This window comes from Pseudomonas sp. DWP3-1-2, from assembly GCF_049896285.1.
GTDB lineage: Bacteria > Pseudomonadota > Gammaproteobacteria > Pseudomonadales > Pseudomonadaceae > Aquipseudomonas.
The window spans coordinates 39462-59503 of record NZ_JAFCTZ010000004.1; the positions used below are offsets into that span (position 1 = coordinate 39462).

Consider the following 20042-nt stretch of genomic DNA (forward strand, 5'->3'; position numbering starts at 1 on the left):
TGCCGGGAACTGGAAAATGCTGGTTTGTTTTGGACAAATGCCAGGGAGGATTCAAAAGCGGGGCGCGCCAGCAGCAAGGCGGCAACGCCACCTTGCTGTGTCATCGCCGTCGCTTATTCCACTTCTTCGCGATTCTGCCCGATCAGGCTGTCCACCGGGGGCACGCGGGTGTCGGATTCCATCTGGGCGTCGTGTTCGATTTGATGACTGAACCGCTCCAGGGAACTGCTGGCAGGTTGCGCATCGCTGGCGAATACCGGCGGGCTGAGCATGTAAGCGCCCAGCAAACGGCTTAAACCGGCAAGGCTGTCGATGTGCGTGCGCTCGTAACCGTGGGTGGCGTCGCAGCCGAAGGCCAGCAGGGCGGTGCGAATGTCGTGCCCGGATGTGACCGCCGAATGGGCGTCGCTGAAGTAGTAGCGGAACATGTCCCGACGGACCGGCAATTCGTTCTCGGCACCCAGACGCAATAAATGCCGGGACAGGTGGTAGTCGTATGGCCCACCCGAATCCTGCATCGCCACGCTGACCGCATGTTCACTGGAATGCTGGCCGGGTGCGACCGGCGCAATGTCGATGCCGACAAATTCGCTCACGTCCCACGGCAGCACGCCCGCAGCACCGGTGCCGGTTTCTTCGGTGATGGTGAACAGCGGATGGCAGTCGATCAACGGCTCGGCACCGCTTTCGACGATGGCTTTGAGGGCGGCGAGCAAAGCGGCGACCCCTGCTTTGTCGTCCAGATGGCGAGCGCTGATGTGGCCGCTTTCGGTGAATTCCGGCAGCGGATCGAAGGCCACGAAATCACCGATCCCGATGCCCAGGGATTCACAATCGGCCTTGGTGGTGGCGTAGGCGTCCAGGCGCAGTTCGACGTGATCCCAGCTGATCGGCATCTCGTCGACCGCCGTGTTAAAGGCATGTCCCGAGGCCATCAGCGGCAGAACGCTGCCACGAATGACGCCATTGTCGGTGAAAACGCTGACTCGGCTGCCTTCGGCAAAACGACTCGACCAGCAGCCAATCGGCGCCAGTGACAGGCGGCCGTTGTCTTTCACTTCCCGCACGGCGGCACCGATGGTGTCCAGGTGCGCGGAGACGGCGCGGTCCGGGCTGTTTTGCTTGCCTTTCAGCGTGGCGCGAATGGTCCCGCGCCGGGTCAGTTCGAACGGGATGCCCAGTTCTTCCAGGCGCTCGGCGACGTAACGCACGATGGTGTCGGTAAAGCCGGTAGGGCTGGGGATCGCGAGCATTTCCAACAGGACTTTCTGCAGGTAATTCAGATCCGGTTCGGGGATATTTCTTGCAGTGGTCATGTATGGCTCCTACGGAGCAGTAGCAAGCCCTGAGTCGTCAGCGACAAGACAGAACACGTCTGCTTGCAGCTTGACGCTCAGGGCACGCGACGGCTCTCAACTGTGCACAGGCAAACTATGGGGGAACAGCAGATCGACAAAACGTTCTGCCGTGGGTTGCGGCTCATGATTGGCCAGGCCAACGCGTTCGTTGGCTTCTATGAATACGTACTCCGGCTGGTCGGCAGCGGGGACCATCAGGTCCAGGCCGACCACCGGGATGTCCAGCGCCCGGGCGGCGCGAATCGCGGCGTCAACGAGCACGGGATGCAGGATTGCAGTGACATCTTCCAGACAGCCACCCGTGTGCAGATTGGCCGTCCGGCGCACACCCAGGCGTTGATCCATGGGCAGCACGCTGTCATAGGTAAACCCGGCGTCGTGCACGGTGCGTTCGGTTTCCTCGTCCAGAGGAATCCTGCTTTCACCCCCGGTGGCTGCCGAGCGACGGCGACTTTGCGCCTCGATCAATTGGCCGATGGTGTGTCGACCATCGCCGATCACTTCTGCAGGGCGCCGAATCGCTGCCGCCACCATTTCAAAGCCGATCACGACAATGCGCAAATCAAGCCCTTCATGGAAGCTTTCCAGAATCACTCGGGAGTCGTACTGACGGGCGCGCTCGATGGCGTCACGCATCTCGTCCGGGGTGCGCAGATTGACCGCAACGCCCTGGCCCTGCTCACCGTTCAACGGCTTGACGACGATCTGCTCGTGTTCTTCAAGGAACATCAGATTGGCTTCGTCATCGCTCGCACACTGTTGCGCGGGCACGTTGAGGCCGGCGGCTTTCAGCGCCCGATGGGTCATGCTTTTGTCCTGGCACAGCGTCATGCTTACGGCGCTGGTCAGGTCGCTGAGGGATTCCCGGCAACGAATCCGTCGACCGCCGTAGGCCAGCGTAAACAGCCCGGCTGGCGCGTCATCCACCTGGACTTCAATGCCTCGGCGATGAGCCTCTTCGACGATAATCCGCGCATAGGGATTGAAGTCGCCCAGCGGGCCGGGGCCAAGAAACAACGCTTCGTTGATGCCATTTTTGCGCTTGATGGCAAAGGTCGGCAGATTGCGAAAATCCAGCTTGCCGTACAGCGCCTTGGCTTGCTCGTTGTCATGCAGAACCGACAAATCCAGATAGCTCAGGCCCCGGCTCATGAAATGCTCCACCAGGTGGCGCACCAGCACTTCACCGACACCGGGCCGTGTGCAGTGCGGATCAACCGCCAGGCACCACAGGCTGCTGCCTCTTTCGGGATCATTGAACGCTTTCTGATGATTCAGGCCCATGACGCTGCCAATCACTGCGTTGCTGCGCTCGTCTTCCGCGATCCAGTACACCGGCCCACCCTGGTGACGAGGCGTCAATAACTCGGGGTCGATGGGCAGCATGCCTCGAGCCAGGTACAGGTTGTTGATGGCTTGCCAGTCAGCGCTGTTCTGCGCCCGGCGAATCCGAAAACCGCGAAACACGCGCTGCGCCGGGCGGTAATCGCTGAACCACAGGCGCAGGGTATCGGAGGGGTCAAGGAACAGCTGCTGAGGCGACTGGGCCAGCACCTGTTGCGGCGCGGCCACGTACAGCGCGATGTCGCGTTCCCCCGGCTTTTCATTGAGCAGCTCGTTGGCCAGGGTGGCCGGGTCCGGGTAGGTGTGACCGATCAACAGCCGACCCCAGCCACAATGCAGGGCCAGTGGCTGCGCATCGGTGTCCGAACCGTCTTCGGCCAGACGGGCTTGCAGGCGTTCATACGAAGGCGATTGGCCGCGCAACAGGCGTTGGCTGTAAGCCGTCGGATTCTGTTTCATCAGATCAAAGTCCTTGTTCGCTGAGCCACAGGTTCAGCGCCGCCAACTGCCAGAGTTTTGAGCCGCGCAATGGCGTCAGTTGGCCCTGAGGGTCGGTCAACAGCTTGTCGATCATGGTCGGGTTGAACAAGCCACGATCCTGGCTTTGATCAAGCAGCAGCTCGCGGACCCAGTTCAGGGTGTCGCCCTGCAAATGCTTGAGGCCCGGCACCGGGAAGTACCCTTTTTTTCGGTCGATGACCTCGGAAGGGATCACCAGTCGGGCGGCTTCCTTCAAGACCTGCTTGCCGCCGTCCGGCAGCTTGAACTTGCCTGGGATGCGCGCCGACAGTTCAACCAGACGGTAATCCAGGAACGGCGTGCGCGCTTCCAGGCCCCAGGCCATGGTCATGTTGTCCACGCGCTTGACCGGGTCGTCCACCAGCATCACCGTGCTGTCCAGACGCAGGGCCTTGTCCACGGCCGCATCAGCACCCGGTTGAGCGAAGTGCTCGCGAACGAAATCACCCGCCGCGTCATTGGCCGTCAGCCACTTGGGCTGCACGGTGGCCTTGTATTCGTCATAACTGCGGTCGACGAACGCATCGCGGTAGGCCGCCACCGGATCGCTGGCACCATCCACTTGGGGGTACCAGTGATAACCGGCAAACAACTCGTCGGCACCTTGACCGCTCTGCACCACTTTGCAGTGCTTGGCGACTTCACGGGAGAGCAGGTAAAACGCGATGCAGTCATGGCTGACCATCGGCTCGCTCATGGCGCGGAACGCCGCGGGCAACTGCTCGATGATCTCGCTTTCCTGAATCCGCAACTGATGATGGCGGGTGCCGTAATGCTTGGCGATCAGGTCCGAATACTGGAACTCGTCACCGCGCTCGCCGCCGGCATCCTGGAAACCGATGGAGAAGGTCGACAGATCCTCGACGCCGACTTCACGCAGCAGACCCACCAGCATGCTGGAGTCCACGCCGCCGGACAGCAACACGCCCACGTCCACCGCCGCCCGTTGACGAATGGCCACGGCTTCGCGGGTGCTGTCCAGAACCCGGTCACGCCAGTCTTCCAGGGTGAAGTTCACTTCATCGGCATGCGGGCCATACGGCAGACGCCACCAGACTTCTTGCTCCACCTTGCCGGTTGCATCGACACGCATCCAGCTGGCGGGCGGCAGTTTTTCAACACCGGCCAGCAGCGTGCGCGGTGCCGGCACCACGGAATGGAAGTTGAGGTAGTGATTGAGCGCCACCGGGTCGAGCATGCCGCTGATGTCGCCGCCCTTGAGCAGCGCCGGCAACGACGAAGCGAACCGCAGGCGCTTGTCGGTGCGCGACAGGTACAGCGGCTTGACGCCGAGACGGTCACGCGCAATGAACAGCTCTTGCTTGTCACGCTCCCAGATGGCGAAAGCGAACATGCCGTTGAGCTTGGGCAGCATATCGACGCCCCAGGCGTGATAGCCCTTGAGCAACACTTCAGTGTCGCCGCCGGAGTGGAACTGATAACCCAAGCCTTCCAGCTCGGTCCTCAATTCCGGGAAGTTGTAAATCGCGCCGTTGAAGGCCAGGGATAACCCCAGATGGCTGTCGACCATCGGCTGCGCCGAGCCGTCCGACAGGTCCATGATTTTCAGTCGACGATGACCCAGGGCAACCGGCCCTTGGCTATGAAAGCCCCACGCATCCGGGCCACGGGGCGCCAGCTCATGGGTAATTCGCTCAACCGCAGCCAGATCCGCCGGTTGATGGTCAAAACGTAATTCACCTGCTAATCCGCACATAAGTCCTTACCGGGTTTCCGTTGGGGAAGGTGGCCAGAAAGTTCGGCCACTCAGGAACTGACCTGTGGGATTCAGTGGAGTTTTAGATCAATCGGTTATAAGAGGGTGTGCAGAGTCCTCTGCTTAACGAGGCCAGCCACTTTCACCGCCGTCGACGCCGCAGGCAATCGGGAAGAGGGCCACAAAGGTCGCGTGAGTTTCAGCGCTTACCCTTGACCGTCCGTGAACAGATTCGCCAGCACGCATTGCCAGGAATCGCCGATTATCGGTGTCGCGCTGTGTCGGAGCTTTTTAGTCAATACCCCGTCATCTCCAGATACCCTGAACCTTGATGGCTGCCACTGAGTGTCACCGGGCCTTCCCAGTAGGGGATGCGCAGGTTCATCCAGGCTTTCGGGTTGAGTGCCGTGGCAATAATATCCAGTCCCTTGCCAGGGATTTTTACCGACCAGCGGGTGGGCATGCTGTAGCCAGCGACGCGGGTGGTGTCCAATGGTGTCAGGCTTATGTCCTGAGCGTGCAATAGCTGCGTGGTGCCGTCTGCCGCGATCCAGGTTCCGGTGATATAGGGTTCGCCGTTCTTCTGGCGCACGCGGAACAGCATCACTGCGTCGCCGTTGTCCAGATGCACGGAAAACCAGTCCCAGCCGCTCTGATTCGGGGTCAGCGGCTGGCTGCTCCATTCGCGGTCCAGCCAGGCCGGCCCGCTGACGCGATAGGTCTTGCCGTCGATCTGCAACTGGCCTTCAGTCTGGAAAAACGGCTGGCTGTAGTAATACGACGCCTGACCCTGGTCGGATTTCTGGCTGAAACCCTTTTCGCCCTGCAACACCAGCGGTCTGGACGCCTTGAGGGTCAGTTGATAAGCGAAGTCCGAGCTTTTGGCAGAGAGCTCCATGGACGCCAGCGGGTCTTGCCCAGGTGCCGTGCTGCGCAGTGCCCATTCATCAATCCAGGCCGCGTACGGCGTGAGGGTGACGCCGGCCTGCCCGATGCCGCCCCTTGCATAGCGCTCGGCGGCGTAATGCCGGGTTGCCGACGTGACCGCCGCGTGCCCCATCCAGATAGTGCCGTCGTGCCAGCCAGTGCCTGTTTGCCCTGCACGAAGGGCATTGCGGAACAACGTCCATTGCACGCCGAAGCGCTGGCCCTGTTCGTCCTTGAGGTTGGCGGTGATGTACCACCATTCAATGCGAAAATCGTTATGGGGGCCATGATCCGCCGGGAACACGAACGGTCGTCCGGGCGTGACCTGGGCAAACTGCTCAGCCTTGTCAGCCAGCCCGGCGAAGCCGTCCTGTTCGGGCGTGGCGGGTTTTTCGCAGGCGGCGAGCAGCAGCAGGGTGCCGAGCAGAAGGCCCAACCCATTAGTTGTCACTGGCGAAGGTCCTCAGTAAATCGGCGGGTCGGGTGCGGTACAGCTTCAACAGCGGCCATGCCGAGGCGAGCAGGGTGGCAAGCAGTGCCAGCGCCGCCAATTGCAGTAACTGCACGGGGAAAATCTGCAACGGCAGACGCCAGCCAAACGCCTGCACGTTGATCACGGCGTTAAGGCACCAGGCCAACAAGAGGCCCAGAGGCAAGGCCAGGGTAAGGGTCAGCACGGCCAGCAACCAGGTCTGGCCCAGATTGAGCAGCATCAATTGCCGCCGGGTCACGCCCAGCGCCCACAACGGTGCCAACTGGGCGAGGCGGTTTTGACTTTGGGTCAACAGGCTGATGAACAGCGCGATGCCTGCCACCCCCAGCGTCAGGCTGTTCAAGGCCGCCGTGGCCGCGAAGGTGCGCTCGAAGACTTGGGTGGACCAGCCCTTGAGCTGGCTTTGGTCGATGATGTGGTTATCGTCCAGGGCGAAACGGTCTTGAAGCGCTCGTACCAACGGCGGCACGGCGGCGGGGTCGATGCGCAGGTTGAAGCGACTGGGCACCTCGTTTGGCCAGTGACTCAGGAAATGTTGCGAGCTGACCAGCAAATGGCCCTTGGGATTGCCATAGTCGGCGTAGAGGCCAACGATGCGCGGGGTCCACAGGCCCTCGGGGGTCGGGATGCTGATCGTGTCATCCAGGCCCAGTTTCAATCGTCGAGCCAGTTGCTCGCTGATCATGACGGTGTCCTGTCGGACCAGTTGATCCCATGGATCGCCCGCTGCGGCTTCCAGCAGCGGCCAATGATCCCGGTAGGTCCGATGGTCTACTACGCCGAACAGGTCTGCGGGCCAGCCCTGCAACTGGATCGACACCTGCCAGTTGGGCAGGACGGCCGCGACACTGGGTTGTTGTTTTAGCCAGGTTTGCAGCGGCGCGGCTTGGGCGGGGTCCTGGGGGGTGACGTACAGCTCCGCCGTCAGGCGTTGTTCCAGCCAGTGGCCGAAGGTTTCGCGAAACCCGGACGTCATGCTCCCGGCGCCGATATTGGCGGCCAAGGCCAGCAGCAAAGCCATCAGCGCCAGGCTCAAGGCTGGCAGTTGCTGGCGGCAATCGGCGAGAAACCAATGCCCCAGCACTGATCGACTGCGCCCCAATAGCCCATTGATCAAGGCGTTCAGCAGCACCGGCAAGCCCAGCGCAGCCGCCAGCAGCAGCGCGGACATGAGGACAAAGCCGCTGGTCAGGCTGTCTCCGAGCAGCAACGCCAGCAAGGCAATGACCGCGGCACTGGCGGCAACCCAGGCTTGACGCCGCAGCCAGCGGCCATGGGCCTGATGCCAGGCCTGAGGATTGGCCAGGGCCAGTAACGGTAGGCGAGCCGCACGCAGCAAGCTGTTGGCCCCCGCCAGCAGCGCGCCCAGCACACTCAGCCCCAGCCCGCTTAGCCACCACCAAGGGCTCAGCGTCAGTTGCCCGGCGACCTGTGCGCCATACAAGCCTCGCAGGCTTGCAGCCACATCCGGCAACAGCACGCTCGCCAGCCAGTAACCGCTCGCCACGCCCAGCACGCCGCCCAGCAAGGCCAACATTCCCAGTTCGACCCCCAACGCAGTGATCAACAAGCGCGCACTGACGCCGCAGGCTCGCAGGTTGCGCAGTAAGCCACGGCGTTGCTCCAGGGCCAGGCCGATGGCGGCGTGAACGATGAACAGGCCGACCACGAACGACAGAAAACCCAGGGCATCCAGATTCAAGTGGAAGCTTTCAGTCAGGCGCTCAAGATTGTTTTCTTCACCGCTTTTCTTCAGCAGTAACTGGCCGTGCAGTTCCGGGGGCAGCACCGGATTGCCTGCGGCAAACGCCTTGGCCAGCAACAGGCGCGAAACCTGATGGGGCAGATTGAGCAGCGGTTGCGCAAAACCGATGTCCATCAACAACACACCCAGTGCCATGCCTGTCTGGCTGTGCAGCGGCGGCAAGGCTTGGCCGCTGACCGTCAACGGTTGCTGACCTTCGTGCAGGCCCAAGGCTTCGAGGGTTTGCGGGGCAATCCAGGTGCGCCCGGGCTCGGTGAAAAACGCCACGATCTGCGTCGTGTCCAGGGTTTGTCCGGCGAGCGCGGAACCTGCGGGCAGGGAAATCGGTTCGATGCCCATGACCTGCACCCGCTGATCTTCCAGGCCTTGCAGGGTCATTCGACCTTGCACCACTGGCGAGACCGGCCAGCCGGCGCGGCGCAGGCTGATGAACACCTCTTGAGAGAACGGCTGGCCGTTGGCTGTGGACAGGCTGGTCTGAGGTTCGCCGCCAATGAGCTGGCTGGCCTCGGCGTAACTTTGTCGCGCCTGACTGTTGAGCGCCTGCACGCCGGTGAGCAGGGCGGTGGCCAGCCAAAGGCCGGTTAATACGCTGAAAAACTGCACCGGATGGCGGCGCCAGTGGCTGAGCAACGCGCGCAGCGTCCAGTAAAAAACCCGCATCTCAGCGCTCGCTCCGGGCAGCTAGACGGCCTTGATGCAACACCACTTTATGCGCCAGACGCTCGGCCACGCGTGGGCTGTGGGTGACCATCAACAGGCTGGTCCGGCTGTCGTGAAGCAGTTCCAGCAGCAATTGCAGGACTTCATCACTGGTGGCTTCGTCAAGGTTGCCGGTCGGTTCGTCGGCCAGCAGCAGGCCCGGTCGCGAGGCCAATGCCCGGCCGATTGCCACGCGCTGTTGCTGGCCGCCAGACAATTGCTCGGGATAGCGCTGGAGCACCGCGCCCAGCCCCAGGCGCTCGATCAGTTGCTCCTGCCACGCGGGATCATGACGCCCGGCCAGACGCGCCTGGAACGCCAGATTGTCCCCGACGTTGAGGCTGCCTATGAGGTTGAACTGCTGGAACACCAGACCGATTTCCGTGCGCCGCCAGTTCGCCAGCTGTGCTTCGCTCATGCGGTCCAGGCGCTGGCCGCCGATGTCGATCAACCCGCTGTCCGCCTGATCCAGGCCGGCCACCAGATGCAGCAAGGTGCTTTTCCCACTCCCGGATTCACCCATCAAGGCCAGGCTGCCGCCGTCATCCAGACGCAGATCAACGCCACGCAACACCCCTAGCGGACCTTGGGCGGTGGGGTAGCTCTTGAAGACGTTTTTTACCTCAAGCATGGCGGGCTGGATTCCGGGCAGGGATTAAAAAGCAAGGATAGCGGCTTTGCGTAACAGGCAGAGCCTTGAGCGGTCTGAACATAGGGTTGGAAGAGGGGCGGGCGATGTTGCGCGTGCCCCCGAGCCTGATGGCTCAGACAATGAGACAACCCGGACATTCAGGCGGATGCTGTGGTGCAGAAGACGCCATGGGATTCCCCATGGCGTGACTCGTCATTTTCCCCGAATCAGTTCCCGCAACATGAACCGGTTCGGGTGGCAGGCTTCGGCGACAGCGCGGGGCAGGGGCAGCGGTTCACCGGTCAGCCAGGCGGCGAGCAGTTCTGCGCACAGTGGCGCGGTGATCAAGCCCCGTGAGCCGTGGCCGCTGTTGACATACAAGCCTGTGAGCCATGGGCAGGCGGCGTCGGGCACCTGGCGGGCGTCTTTGGCCAGCGAGGCATAAACGTGGTTGAAAGCTGCCCTGTCCGCCAGCGGGCCGACCATGGGCAGGTAATCCGGGCTGGTGCAGCGAAAGGCCGCCCGGCCTTGCAGCGCTTGGGGCGACAGGCTGTGTGCGCCGAGACGTTCGACCAGATCCGCCGATATTTCCTGCAGCAATTGCAGATTGCCCAAGTGATCGGCCGTGGTGGTGCTCAGGTCGTCGTTCTTGAAGTCGAAACTGGCACCCAGCGTATGTTCCCCCAGACGCGGCGGGGCAACGTAGCCTTCGGCACAGACCACGGTGCTCAAGGCCTGGCTGGCTTCGGTTTGTGGCAAGCGGGTGATTTGCCCGCGAATGCGCTTGAGGGGCAGGTCGGCGCTGGCCGGGAAGCGCTGGATATCGGCCGCCCCCGCCAGAATGACAACCGGCGCGGCATCCAGCATCACGTCGCCATCCCATGCTTGCCACTGATCACCCTCGCGGCGCAGTTCAACCACCTCGCGATGCAGGTGCACCTGGATGTTCGGATGCGTGGCGTGAGCGCGGCACAGGGCGGGCGGATGAACCCAGCCGCCTTCCGGGAAAAACAGCCCGCCGCTCTCCAGCGTAATGCCGCTGCGGACTTGAGCATCGGCCTTGTCCACAGGCTGCAACAGCTCAGGGCTAAAGGCTTCGGCCAGTTGCGCCTGGCGCTGGGCTTCCTTGGCATTGAACGCCAGTTGCAAAACGCCGCAGCCGTCCCAGTCGACGCCGCGTTCCAGCCGCTCGATGGCACGCCGCGTGTAGCCGAAGCCGCTGAGGATCAATTGCGAAAGCGCGGTGCCATGGGCTGAAAGCTTCAGGTACAGCACGCCCTGAGGATTGCCGGATGCCTCCTGGGCCAGATCGGCGTGACGTTCAAGCAAACTGACCTGCCAGCCTCGCGCCGCGAGACTGCCCGCAGTCGTGCAACCGGCCATGCCTGCGCCGATCACCAACGCCTTGCGTGGGCCAGCGGGGGGCAACGGACGGGCGAACCAGGGTTTGGGCGCGGGCGGGGTTGGAACGTCCTCGGGCCAGCCGACAAATACCCCGCGCAGCACCTCCCATTTATGACCGATGCCAGGCACGCGTTTCATCTTGAATCCCGCAGCGTTTAACGCACGACGAACCCAGCCAGTGCTGGTGAAGGTGCCAATGGTCGAATCCGGGGCGGCGAGTCGGGCCAGTTCCGCGAACAGCTCAGGCGTCCACATTTCCGGATTTTTTGCCGGGGCGAAGCCGTCGAGAAACCAGGCGTCGATCTGCCCGTCCAGTTGCGGCAACATCTCCAGGGCATCGCCGATCAACAACGTCAACGTGACGCGCCCGCCGTCGAATACCAGTCGCTGGAAACCTTCGTGCACCGCGACGTACTGGGCAAGCAGTTGCCCAGCGAAAACCGACAGTTCCGGCCACAGCGCCAATGAACGTTGCAGGTCGCTCGGGCTCAGGGGGAATTTCTCGACGCTGACAAAATGCAGTCGGGCGCTGCCCACCGCACACGCCTCGAACAGCTGCCACGCACAGAGAAAATTCAAACCCGTCCCGAACCCGGTTTCGCCGATCACCAGCCGGCCATCATCCGGCAGCGCAGTGAAGCGATTGCGCAGGTCGTTCTGCTCCAGAAAGACATGCCGCGTTTCCGCCAGGCCGGACTCGGTGGAGAAATACACGTCGCAAAACGCCCTCGAGTGGGGATTGCCTTGTTCGTCCCAGTCGATCTGGGCGTGGCGGGTGATGGTCATGTCTGATCAGGCCTGTGCGCGGGGGCAGCATCTTAACGGCAAACAATTATTTATACCTTGGCCTGGCTCAAATGCTGTTCAGCTTATCGGTACTTTTTCTCGATAAGGATATTGAGCATGACCTCCACTGCGGCCCATCCTCACCATGAATGGATCAGCCATACACTGCCTTCCTGGTATGTAAATGCCACTGCGCACGCCCGACAAACGTTGAATCGCGACATGATCAAGGGCCACAAGCAGCGTGAGCAACTGGGCAAAACCCTGGCCGATATCAAGCCGCTGGACGAGTTCGCCCGACCGCTGCTGATCAAGGCCCTTGAGGATGAGTTCGGGCCGGGGCTGGACGTGGATAACACGTACTGCTTCAAACATATCTACAAGCGTGATGCGGCGGGTGAACTCAAGCTGGCACCCCCTGAACTGTGCCTGCAAAGCCTGCTCCACGCGGCCCTGCAAAACTTCCATCAGGAAGAAGTGGCGCAACCGGACGCAACCGGAAAAATGCAGATCGTGCAGATCAAACGCGTCAGCAACCCACGCTATGGCACGTACGACCAATACCCGCTGCATCCGATGAACGTCGATCCGGCCCGCTTCATGACGGTATGCCGCCAGCTGGATCTTGGCGGTCTGTATCAGGCGCATCTGGACGCTGTCGTCGGCGCATCAGGTGGCAGTTCACAGGCACGCGCCAATGCGAATAGCGCAGCGATTGCGGAACTGATTGGAGACAAGGAGCACAACGCCCTGTTGGTCCAGGCGCACCTGGCCCACCTGCAAAAGGACATTTCCGACGCGTTTTACAACCAGATACTCGGGCTTGCACGCCGCGCCAAGAGCGCCGGGCTGGAGTATCGCTGTTTGAAAATCTGCGGTTTCAGCGTCCGCGACATTCTGATTTTCAGGATCAAAGGTGAAAAAGCCTGTGTCATCTACGTCCCGGGTGAACCCCTGAACGGGATGAAAGAGTTCAGCTCGTTCGATGAGCTCAAGACACTGCTGAGTCGCCGGTTCACGCCGGCATTCTGCAAGGTGTTCATGGGCCGGTTTATCGCCGAGCGGAGCAAAGCCGCTTTTTTCCATAAGGTGGCCGAGCGTATTGCTCCGGCGCATGTGCGTTTTGATCCAGAAGACAGCGCCATCATCCCTCGCTTGATTCATGTGCGTGAGGTGGCCGCTGATTTCGATCTGGACATTGAGCTCGATGAAATTCCCTACGATTTATCTACCCATTTCCACTTTCAGAAAATGTTGCGCATCAAGGATGACGCTCGCGCCCTGGCGGTGCCCACCGGCGATGAGGATGAACAATCGCGCCGGGCACGACTGGCCGGTTACCTTGCCCTTGGCATGAACGCGGTGAATCTCGCTGCGCTGTTCGTGCCGGTACTGGGGGAGGCGATGATGGTGGTCGTGGGTGCGCAATTGTTGACCGAGACGTTTCAGGGGATCGATGCCTGGTCTCACGGGGACATGGAACAGGCCCTGGACCACCTGGGCAGTGTCGCGGAGAACCTGGCGTTCATGGCGGCGTTCGGGGGGCTGCTCAAGGCGGGGGCTGCCCCCGAGATTCCGCCCATCAAGGGGTCGTCCTTTGTCGGCAAAATGGTGCCGATCAAACTGCCCGGCGGTGAGACGCGGCTGTGGTCGCCGGACCTTGCGCCGTTTGCTCACGATATCGTTCCACCTCAGGGCGCTCAATTGACGGGGGAGGGCTTGCTCACCCTTCAGGGAAGGCATTACCTGCCGTTGGACGGCAGGTTCTATCCGGTCAGGCACGATGCCGTGTTGAACAAATGGCGCATCGAGCCGCCCCGTGGTGAGCGTTTTTCACCGTTACTGGAGCATAACGGCGCAGGTGGCTGGCGCCATGAAGGTGAGAACCCACTGGCCTGGGACGCCCGGACTTCCTTCAAACGCTTGAGCCCTGAAGCGGCCGCGCTCCCGGACGCCCTCATCGACACGGTGATGGAGGTCACCGCCACCCAACACGCAGGACTGCTGGAACTGCATCTGGACAATCAGCCGCCACCGGCAGGGCTGACGGATGCGATCCAGCGTTTCGCGGTGGATGACCACGTCCGCACGTTTTGCCAGCAGATCAGCGATGTTGCCGGTTTCGCCTCAGCCGATCCGCACTTGCAGATGGAGCTGCTGACGTCCATGCCGCGCTGGCCGGTGGGGCGGCCGCTTCAGGTAATCGAAGCCCAGGGGCTGAAAATCGCCGAGTACGGTTCCGACCTTGTGTTGCCAGGCCGGCCTGATGGGACGCTTGAAATTCGCCCCCTGACGGTCACTCAGGCCCAGATCGACGAAGGCAGCCTGCTGTCATCTGTGATCCACGGGTTGGGGGAGGCCGGACAAAACCGCATGTTTGGCCGTTCGGTGCCGCGCACGCCTGAGCAGCTGGCTGCGGACATGGCCAGCGTTGCCCGGGAGCGTTCGTCGTGGCTGTTTGACCGGCTGTACCGGATCCGGGACGCAAGCAGCGATCCACGGATTAACCTGATCAAGCGCGATTTCCCCACGTTGTCGACGGCGGCGGCTCGGGAGCTGCTTGCCCAGGCCACGGCAGAACAACTCGCCAGCATGACGGCCACCGGTCGCCTGCCCATCGAGATAGCCGGCCGCGCTCGAGGTTATGCCCAGGAAGGGCGGCTGTATCGCGTCCTTGAGGGCTTTTGTCTGGCCACCAGGGCAGACAATGCCGATACGCTCAAGGTGTCCATGGCGCTGTTGGGGGATGTCCCAGGCTGGCCGGCCGATCTGCGTCTTGAGGTGCGTGAAGGTTCCTCCCAAGGTCCGTTGGTGGAGAGCCTTGGCCAGCCTGAGGCCTCGCAGCGCAGGGTGTTGATCAAGCGCGGTCAGACCTATCAGGCGGCGGATGCACAGGGTCATGACTTGAGCCCGATCCCAGGCCCGCAAGACAATTTCTTTTCCGGCGTCCTGCACGCGTTGCCCGAGTCGACGCGTCACGCCATCGGGTTTCCCGACGTCATCGCGGATGCTGCTGTATTGCGCAGCCGTATTATCAGCGCCGCCCTCAAGGATCGGCCTCGGGTCTCGAAGATACTGCAGCAATGGGCACTCAAGCCTCAGGTGCGTTGGCCAAGGCGGTTGGCCGATGGCCGGATCGGCTATGAGCTGAGCGGCAATGGTGGGCTCAATCCGTCATTCCCGTTTCTGGAAGAACTCGATCATGCGGAGCGGGAGTTGATGAGGGTTTTGCGCGCCCTGTATCCCGAGGTCCCTGATCTGCAGGCCTATGTGTCGGGAAGACTGATAACCAATGGCTACAACGCCCAGTTATTGCTGGACTTTGCGCGTGCCGAACAACGAGCCTTTGAGCCGCTGCGCTGCGCACTGGAGGGCTGGGTACACACCGCAGACGTCGGCGGGGGAGGGCAGTCCGCCGCCCGCCGCGCCATCGCCGAAGCGATCAGCGCCGGATGGCGTTCCAGTCGCCCGCATTCGCCGTTGCGCTACCGGCCCATGGTTCTGGAATCCCTGGATCTTGCAGGGCTGTCTGAATTGCCGAACATGCCCGGGCACTTCCGGGATATCACCCGGATTATCTTGCGCAATGTGACGGCCAGTGATGAACAGATGGGGCATTTTCTGCAGCGGTTCTCGGGCATTACCCGGCTGGAGATTGTGGGCGGTGGTATGCGTCGCGTGCCCGATGGATTGGCCGGCTTGACCCAGCTGGAGGAGCTGTCGTTCGAAGGCATGGGGCTGACCATCGATCAGGCGGCCATGGAGCAGTTCATGAATATGCCGCGCCTAGCCCTGCTGGACTTGTCCGGCAATACGCTGGGGGCCGTGACGGACGCCAGCCGTCTGCCAGTGAGCAGGTTGTATCTGGCGAACATGCAACTGACCCAATGGCCCGAGTGGACCAACAGCCTGGCCCTGAGCGTACTGGATGTCAGCAATAACCAGATCGAGCATCTGCCCCGGCATTTGATCCAGAATCAACAGGGTGCCTATTTCCAGACGACGGTCTATGGCAATGCCAACCCCTTCAACCATGACGAACTGTTGGCGTGCTGGCTGAACCAGCGCAATGGCAACATCTATGAACTGGAATACGACTACCCCGACAGCATTCGCGGACTGGCCCGCACTCCGAGCAGTTCCGAGGCCGAGTCCGAATATTACTCCTCCTCTTCCCCCTCCGACGACAGCGACTGGCACAGCCATGACTTCGACCAGTCTCCCCCCGCAGCGCCAGTGCCCAGCGTGGACATCTGGATAGTCGAGGGACGCACTGAACTCAACTCAAGAATCCGCTCTGCCTGGGAGCGGGTGGAGCAAGCCAATGACGCGCCAAACCTGTTGATCCTGCTGCAACGACTCAGGGAGACCCGGGACTTTTTGCGGGTTCATGAGGAGCTGGCCGGTGATGTGATGCGGGTGCTTGAGGCGGCCGCGCAAGACACCCAGCTTCGCGGCGAGCTGGAAGTCATGGCCAATGATCGTCTGTTCGGCCCCGACCAGACCTGTCAGGACGGTGCGCGGCTGATTTTCAGTGATATCCAGGTGTCGGTGTACGCACGGGCAGCCTTGCAGGGCGTGCCTGAAGCGCAGCAAACCGAGGCGCTGTTCGGCGTGATGCGCAGCCTGTTTCGTCTGAACGAGGTTCAAACCATCGCTGACCTGGATATTGCGGACCGCGAGGCCCGTGGGCTGCATGTTGATCATGCCGAAGTGCGCCTGGCCTACCGGATCGGGCTGGCCAATGAACTGAACCTGCCTGCGCAACCGGTCAACATGGTCTGGGATCGGCTCGCGGCGGTGGAGCATCGGACCATCCTCGATGCCCGGCGCTCGATCCTGCAACGCGAAACCGGACCGGAATTTCTGGAATACGCTTTGGCAGACCGACGTTGGAGCGAGCGCTTGCGCATGGAATATCGAACGGATCTGGAGCGCATAACGGCTCCGATTCGCGCAGAGCAGGAGGCGCTGCTGGAGCATCCGCCTGTGGATACGACCGAAAACCTTCACCGCCTTAGTGCCATTTATGAGCGCCTGGACGCGGCCCATGCTGCCAACGACCCCGCGGCACTGGCCGCCGCCAACCGTGATCTGCAAGAGCTGACGGCCAATCCGCCGGTTGATAACGATGAGTTCGACCGACAGGGCAGGGCATTGATTGCCCGGCTGGCGGCAGCGGAAGAAGCCTTTCTGGCGCAGATGACCAACAGCTTGCGTCAGAACTGGTAACCCTTCGCGCTGACATCCTCTGCTGTTAAAAAAGCCCGTCATTGACACTGACGGGCTTTTTAATTGATCCAGGAGGATATCGTCAGCGGCTCAAGCTGGTCTACATTAGCCGCAGACATCTGAAGAGAGCCGCTCATGTTCGAATCCGCTGAAATCGGTCACGCTATCGCCAAAGAAACCTACGACGCCGAAGTACCCGCCTTGCGCGAAGCGTTGCTGGACGCTCAGTTTGAACTCCACGAGCAGGCAGGTCGCCAGATTATCGTGCTTATCAATGGCGTCGAAGGCGCGGGCAAGGGTGAAACGGTCAAACTGCTCAACGAGTGGATGGACCCGCGCTTCATCGAAGTGCGCACCTTCGACAGCCAGACCGATGAGGAGCTGGCCCATCCCACCGCCTGGCGCTATTGGCGGCAACTGCCTGCCAAGGGAAAGATGGGGATTTTCTTCGGTAACTGGTACAGCCAGATGCTCCAGGGCCGCGTGCACGGCTTGTTCAAGGACGCCGTGCTCGATCAAGCCATCAACGGCTCCGAACGTCTGGAAAAAATGCTCTGCGACGAAGGCGCGGTGATCTTCAAGTTCTGGTTTCACCTGTCCAAGCAACAGATGAAATCGCGCCTCAAATCGCTCAAGGACGACCCGTTGCACAGCTGGCGCATCAGCCCGCTGGACTGGCAGCAGTCCAAGACCTACGACAAATTCGTGCGTTTCGGTGAGCGGGTGCTGCGGCGCACCAGTCGGGACTATGCGCCCTGGCATGTGATCGAGGGGGTGGACCCGTACTACCGCAGCCTGACGGTTGGCCGTCTGCTGCTGGAAGGTTTGCAAACTGCATTGAAGACCCCGCACACGGCGTCAACCGTAGTGACCGTTGCGCCGTTGCCGACCACTCATGGCGATGTCACGTTGCTGAGCAACCTCGACATGACCTTGAGCCTGAACAAGGATGATTACGAAGAACAGTTGATCACCGAACAGGCTCGACTTTCCGGCAATATTCGTGACAAGCGTATGCGCGGTCATGCTCTGGTGGCGGTGTTCGAAGGTAACGACGCGGCGGGCAAAGGCGGTGCGATTCGCCGGGTTGCTGCTGCACTCGACCCGCGCCACTACAACATCGTACCCATCGCCGCCCCGAGCCAGGACGAACTGGCACAGCCTTATCTATGGCGTTTCTGGCGGCAGATTCCACCTAAAGGCAAGTTCACCATTTTTGATCGCTCCTGGTATGGCCGGGTGTTGGTCGAGAGGGTCGAAGGGTTTTGCCGCGAGGCGGACTGGCTGCGGGCGTATGGCGAGATCAACGACTTCGAAGAGCAGCTCACGGACTCGGGCATAGTCGTGGTCAAGTTCTGGCTGGCCATTGATGAAGACACTCAACTGGAACGCTTCCAGGCCAGGGAGAAAATTCCGTTCAAGCGTTACAAGATTACCGATGACGATTGGCGCAATCGCGCCAAATGGCCGCAGTACCGTGATGCGATCTGCGACATGGTTGATCGCACCAGCACTGAAATTGCGCCTTGGACATTGATTGAGGCAAACGACAAACGCTGGGCACGGGTCAAGGTTTTGCGGACGCTTAACAACGCGCTGGAAGCGGCGTTTGCGAAGGATAAGAAGAAGTAGACGAACACCGTTTGCGCTGACGTCCGGCCCCTGCTGCGCAGGGGTTTCTTTCACATCGCAGGCCCCGTGGAACCGGCTTTAGCCGGGAAGGCGATACGCCAGGCAAAAAAATGCAGGGACCTTAACGACCTCTTCCCGGCTAAAACGGTCCCACAGCGATATCGCAAAAATGCAACACCTCACCGCTCCCGCATCGCCTCGGTTCTGGCCTTCAACACCGGTTTGAGCAGGTAATCCATCACGCTTTTCTCTCCGGTGATGATGTCTACCGTGGCGATCATGCCGGGGATGATCAGCAGGGGGTTGCTGTCTCTGCCCAAATGATTACGGTCAGTGCGCACCTGAATCAGGTAAAAGCTATTGCCCTTGTCGTCGGTGACGGTGTCGGCACCAATCAGCTCCAGCCTGGCCGGCAGGCCGCCGTAAATGGTGTAGTCATAGGCGCTGAATTTGACCATGGCTTTCTGGCCGGGATGCAGGAAAGCCACGTCCTGCGGGCGGACTTTGGCTTCGATCAGCAGGTTGTCTTCCAGCGGCACGATTTCCACCAGATCACTGCCTGGCTGCACCACGCCGCCGATGGTGTTGACCTTGAGCATCTTCACGATGCCACGCACCGGGGACACCACCGTGGTGCGGGTAACCCGGTCGTCGATGGCGATGCTCGTGGCGCTGATCTTGGCCAGCTCCGAGCGTTTTTCATTGAGTTCTTTGGAGGCATCGGAGCGGAATGCGAACTCCGATTCCTGAACCTTGCTCTTGATCTCATTGATCGCCGCTTCGGCCCGGGGAATCGCCAGCGTCGTGGCGTTCATGGACCCGCGTATTTCCACGGCGCTGCGTTTGAGGCGCAGGATTTCCACCGGCGAAACCGCGCCGGACGCCACCAGCGGCGTGGACATGTTCAACTCCTGCTGCACCAGGCCCAGGCTGTTGCGGTACTGGTCCTGCTTGGAACGAAACTCCGCCAGTTCCTGGGTCTTCTGCCGCAATTGCTCGTTGAGGGTGCGCTGCTCGCTGGCCAGTCGGCGTTTTCGGAATTCATACAGCGATAGCTCGTCCGCCGCCACTTGGGGGGCCTTGGCGACCACTTCATCAGAGAGCTTGAAGGGTCGTCCTTCAGCCTCGGCAGCCAGTCGTTCAACCTGTGCTGTCAAGGTGTAGCGGTCCACTTCGCTTTCTCCCTTGTTGGAGAGAAAACGGGTGTCGTCCAGGCGCAACAGCGTTTCGCCCTTGTTCACCATCTGGCCTTCTCTCACGAAAATTTCGGTGACGATGCCTCCCTCCAGGTTTTGAATGACTTGAACCTTGCTCGATGGAATGGCTTTGCCTTCGCCCATGGTCACTTCTTCCAGCACGGCGAATTTTGCCCAGACCAGGGCCGCGACGATCAACGCGCCGATAACCCAGACAGTGATGCGGGACGTTCGGGAAGAGTCCTGCACCAGGGCACCGGCCCGATAGGGCATGAACTCCAGGTCTTCACGCAGGCGTGGGTTGAAGTAGCGCGGGGTTTGAGTCATTGACATGAG

At 61.3% G+C, this 20042-nt stretch carries 10 protein-coding genes; 2 read left to right on the top strand and 8 right to left on the bottom strand.

Annotated features, from left to right (window positions below; genetic code table 11):
• Positions 1 to 113: 113 nt before the first annotated feature.
• From ACP7B0_RS12170 to mnmC, 7 genes are all read right to left on the bottom strand, one after another.
• Positions 114 to 1316, bottom strand: a complete 1203-nt coding sequence (locus ACP7B0_RS12170; protein WP_426141611.1) for an osmoprotectant NAGGN system M42 family peptidase — start codon at positions 1314 to 1316, stop codon at positions 114 to 116.
• A gap of 96 nt (positions 1317 to 1412) precedes the next feature.
• On the bottom strand, positions 1413 to 3161 hold the full coding sequence (ngg, locus tag ACP7B0_RS12175) for an N-acetylglutaminylglutamine synthetase (protein WP_426141612.1): 1749 nt from the start codon (positions 3159 to 3161) through the stop codon (positions 1413 to 1415).
• 4 nt (positions 3162 to 3165) lie between these two features.
• Positions 3166 to 4938: an N-acetylglutaminylglutamine amidotransferase gene (locus ACP7B0_RS12180; protein ID WP_426141614.1), complete on the bottom strand. Its 1773-nt coding sequence runs from the start codon at positions 4936 to 4938 to the stop codon at positions 3166 to 3168.
• A gap of 295 nt (positions 4939 to 5233) precedes the next feature.
• Complete coding sequence (locus ACP7B0_RS12185) at positions 5234 to 6316, bottom strand: lipocalin-like domain-containing protein (RefSeq protein ID WP_426141615.1); 1083 nt, start codon at positions 6314 to 6316, stop codon at positions 5234 to 5236.
• Positions 6306 to 8786: an ABC transporter permease gene (locus tag ACP7B0_RS12190; RefSeq protein ID WP_426141617.1), complete on the bottom strand. Its 2481-nt coding sequence runs from the start codon at positions 8784 to 8786 to the stop codon at positions 6306 to 6308. The genes ACP7B0_RS12185 and ACP7B0_RS12190 overlap by 11 nt, the downstream gene beginning before the upstream one ends.
• Position 8787: 1 nt before the next feature.
• A complete protein-coding gene (locus ACP7B0_RS12195; protein ID WP_426141618.1) occupies positions 8788 to 9456 on the bottom strand; it encodes an ABC transporter ATP-binding protein in 669 nt (222 codons plus the stop codon).
• Between the two features lie 213 nt (positions 9457 to 9669).
• Entirely contained in the window at positions 9670 to 11646 is a 1977-nt protein-coding gene (gene mnmC, locus ACP7B0_RS12200) for a bifunctional tRNA (5-methylaminomethyl-2-thiouridine)(34)-methyltransferase MnmD/FAD-dependent 5-carboxymethylaminomethyl-2-thiouridine(34) oxidoreductase MnmC (protein WP_426141619.1), read from the bottom strand.
• Positions 11647 to 11763: 117 nt separating this feature from the next.
• On the opposite strand from mnmC, the gene ACP7B0_RS12205 reads away from it, so the two are divergent.
• Both ACP7B0_RS12205 and pap read left to right on the top strand, forming a co-directional pair.
• Positions 11764 to 16878 carry an NEL-type E3 ubiquitin ligase domain-containing protein gene (locus ACP7B0_RS12205; protein WP_426141620.1) on the top strand — a complete coding sequence of 1705 codons (5115 nt, stop codon included), beginning with the start codon at positions 11764 to 11766 and terminating at the stop codon, positions 16876 to 16878.
• Between the two features lie 135 nt (positions 16879 to 17013).
• Positions 17014 to 18510, top strand: a complete 1497-nt coding sequence (gene pap, locus ACP7B0_RS12210; protein ID WP_426141622.1) for a polyphosphate:AMP phosphotransferase — start codon at positions 17014 to 17016, stop codon at positions 18508 to 18510.
• Between the two features lie 179 nt (positions 18511 to 18689).
• Here the strand turns inward: pap and ACP7B0_RS12215 are convergent, their stop codons facing one another.
• Positions 18690 to 20039, bottom strand: a complete 1350-nt coding sequence (locus ACP7B0_RS12215) for an HlyD family type I secretion periplasmic adaptor subunit (RefSeq protein WP_426141623.1) — start codon at positions 20037 to 20039, stop codon at positions 18690 to 18692.
• Positions 20040 to 20042: the final 3 nt, after the last annotated feature.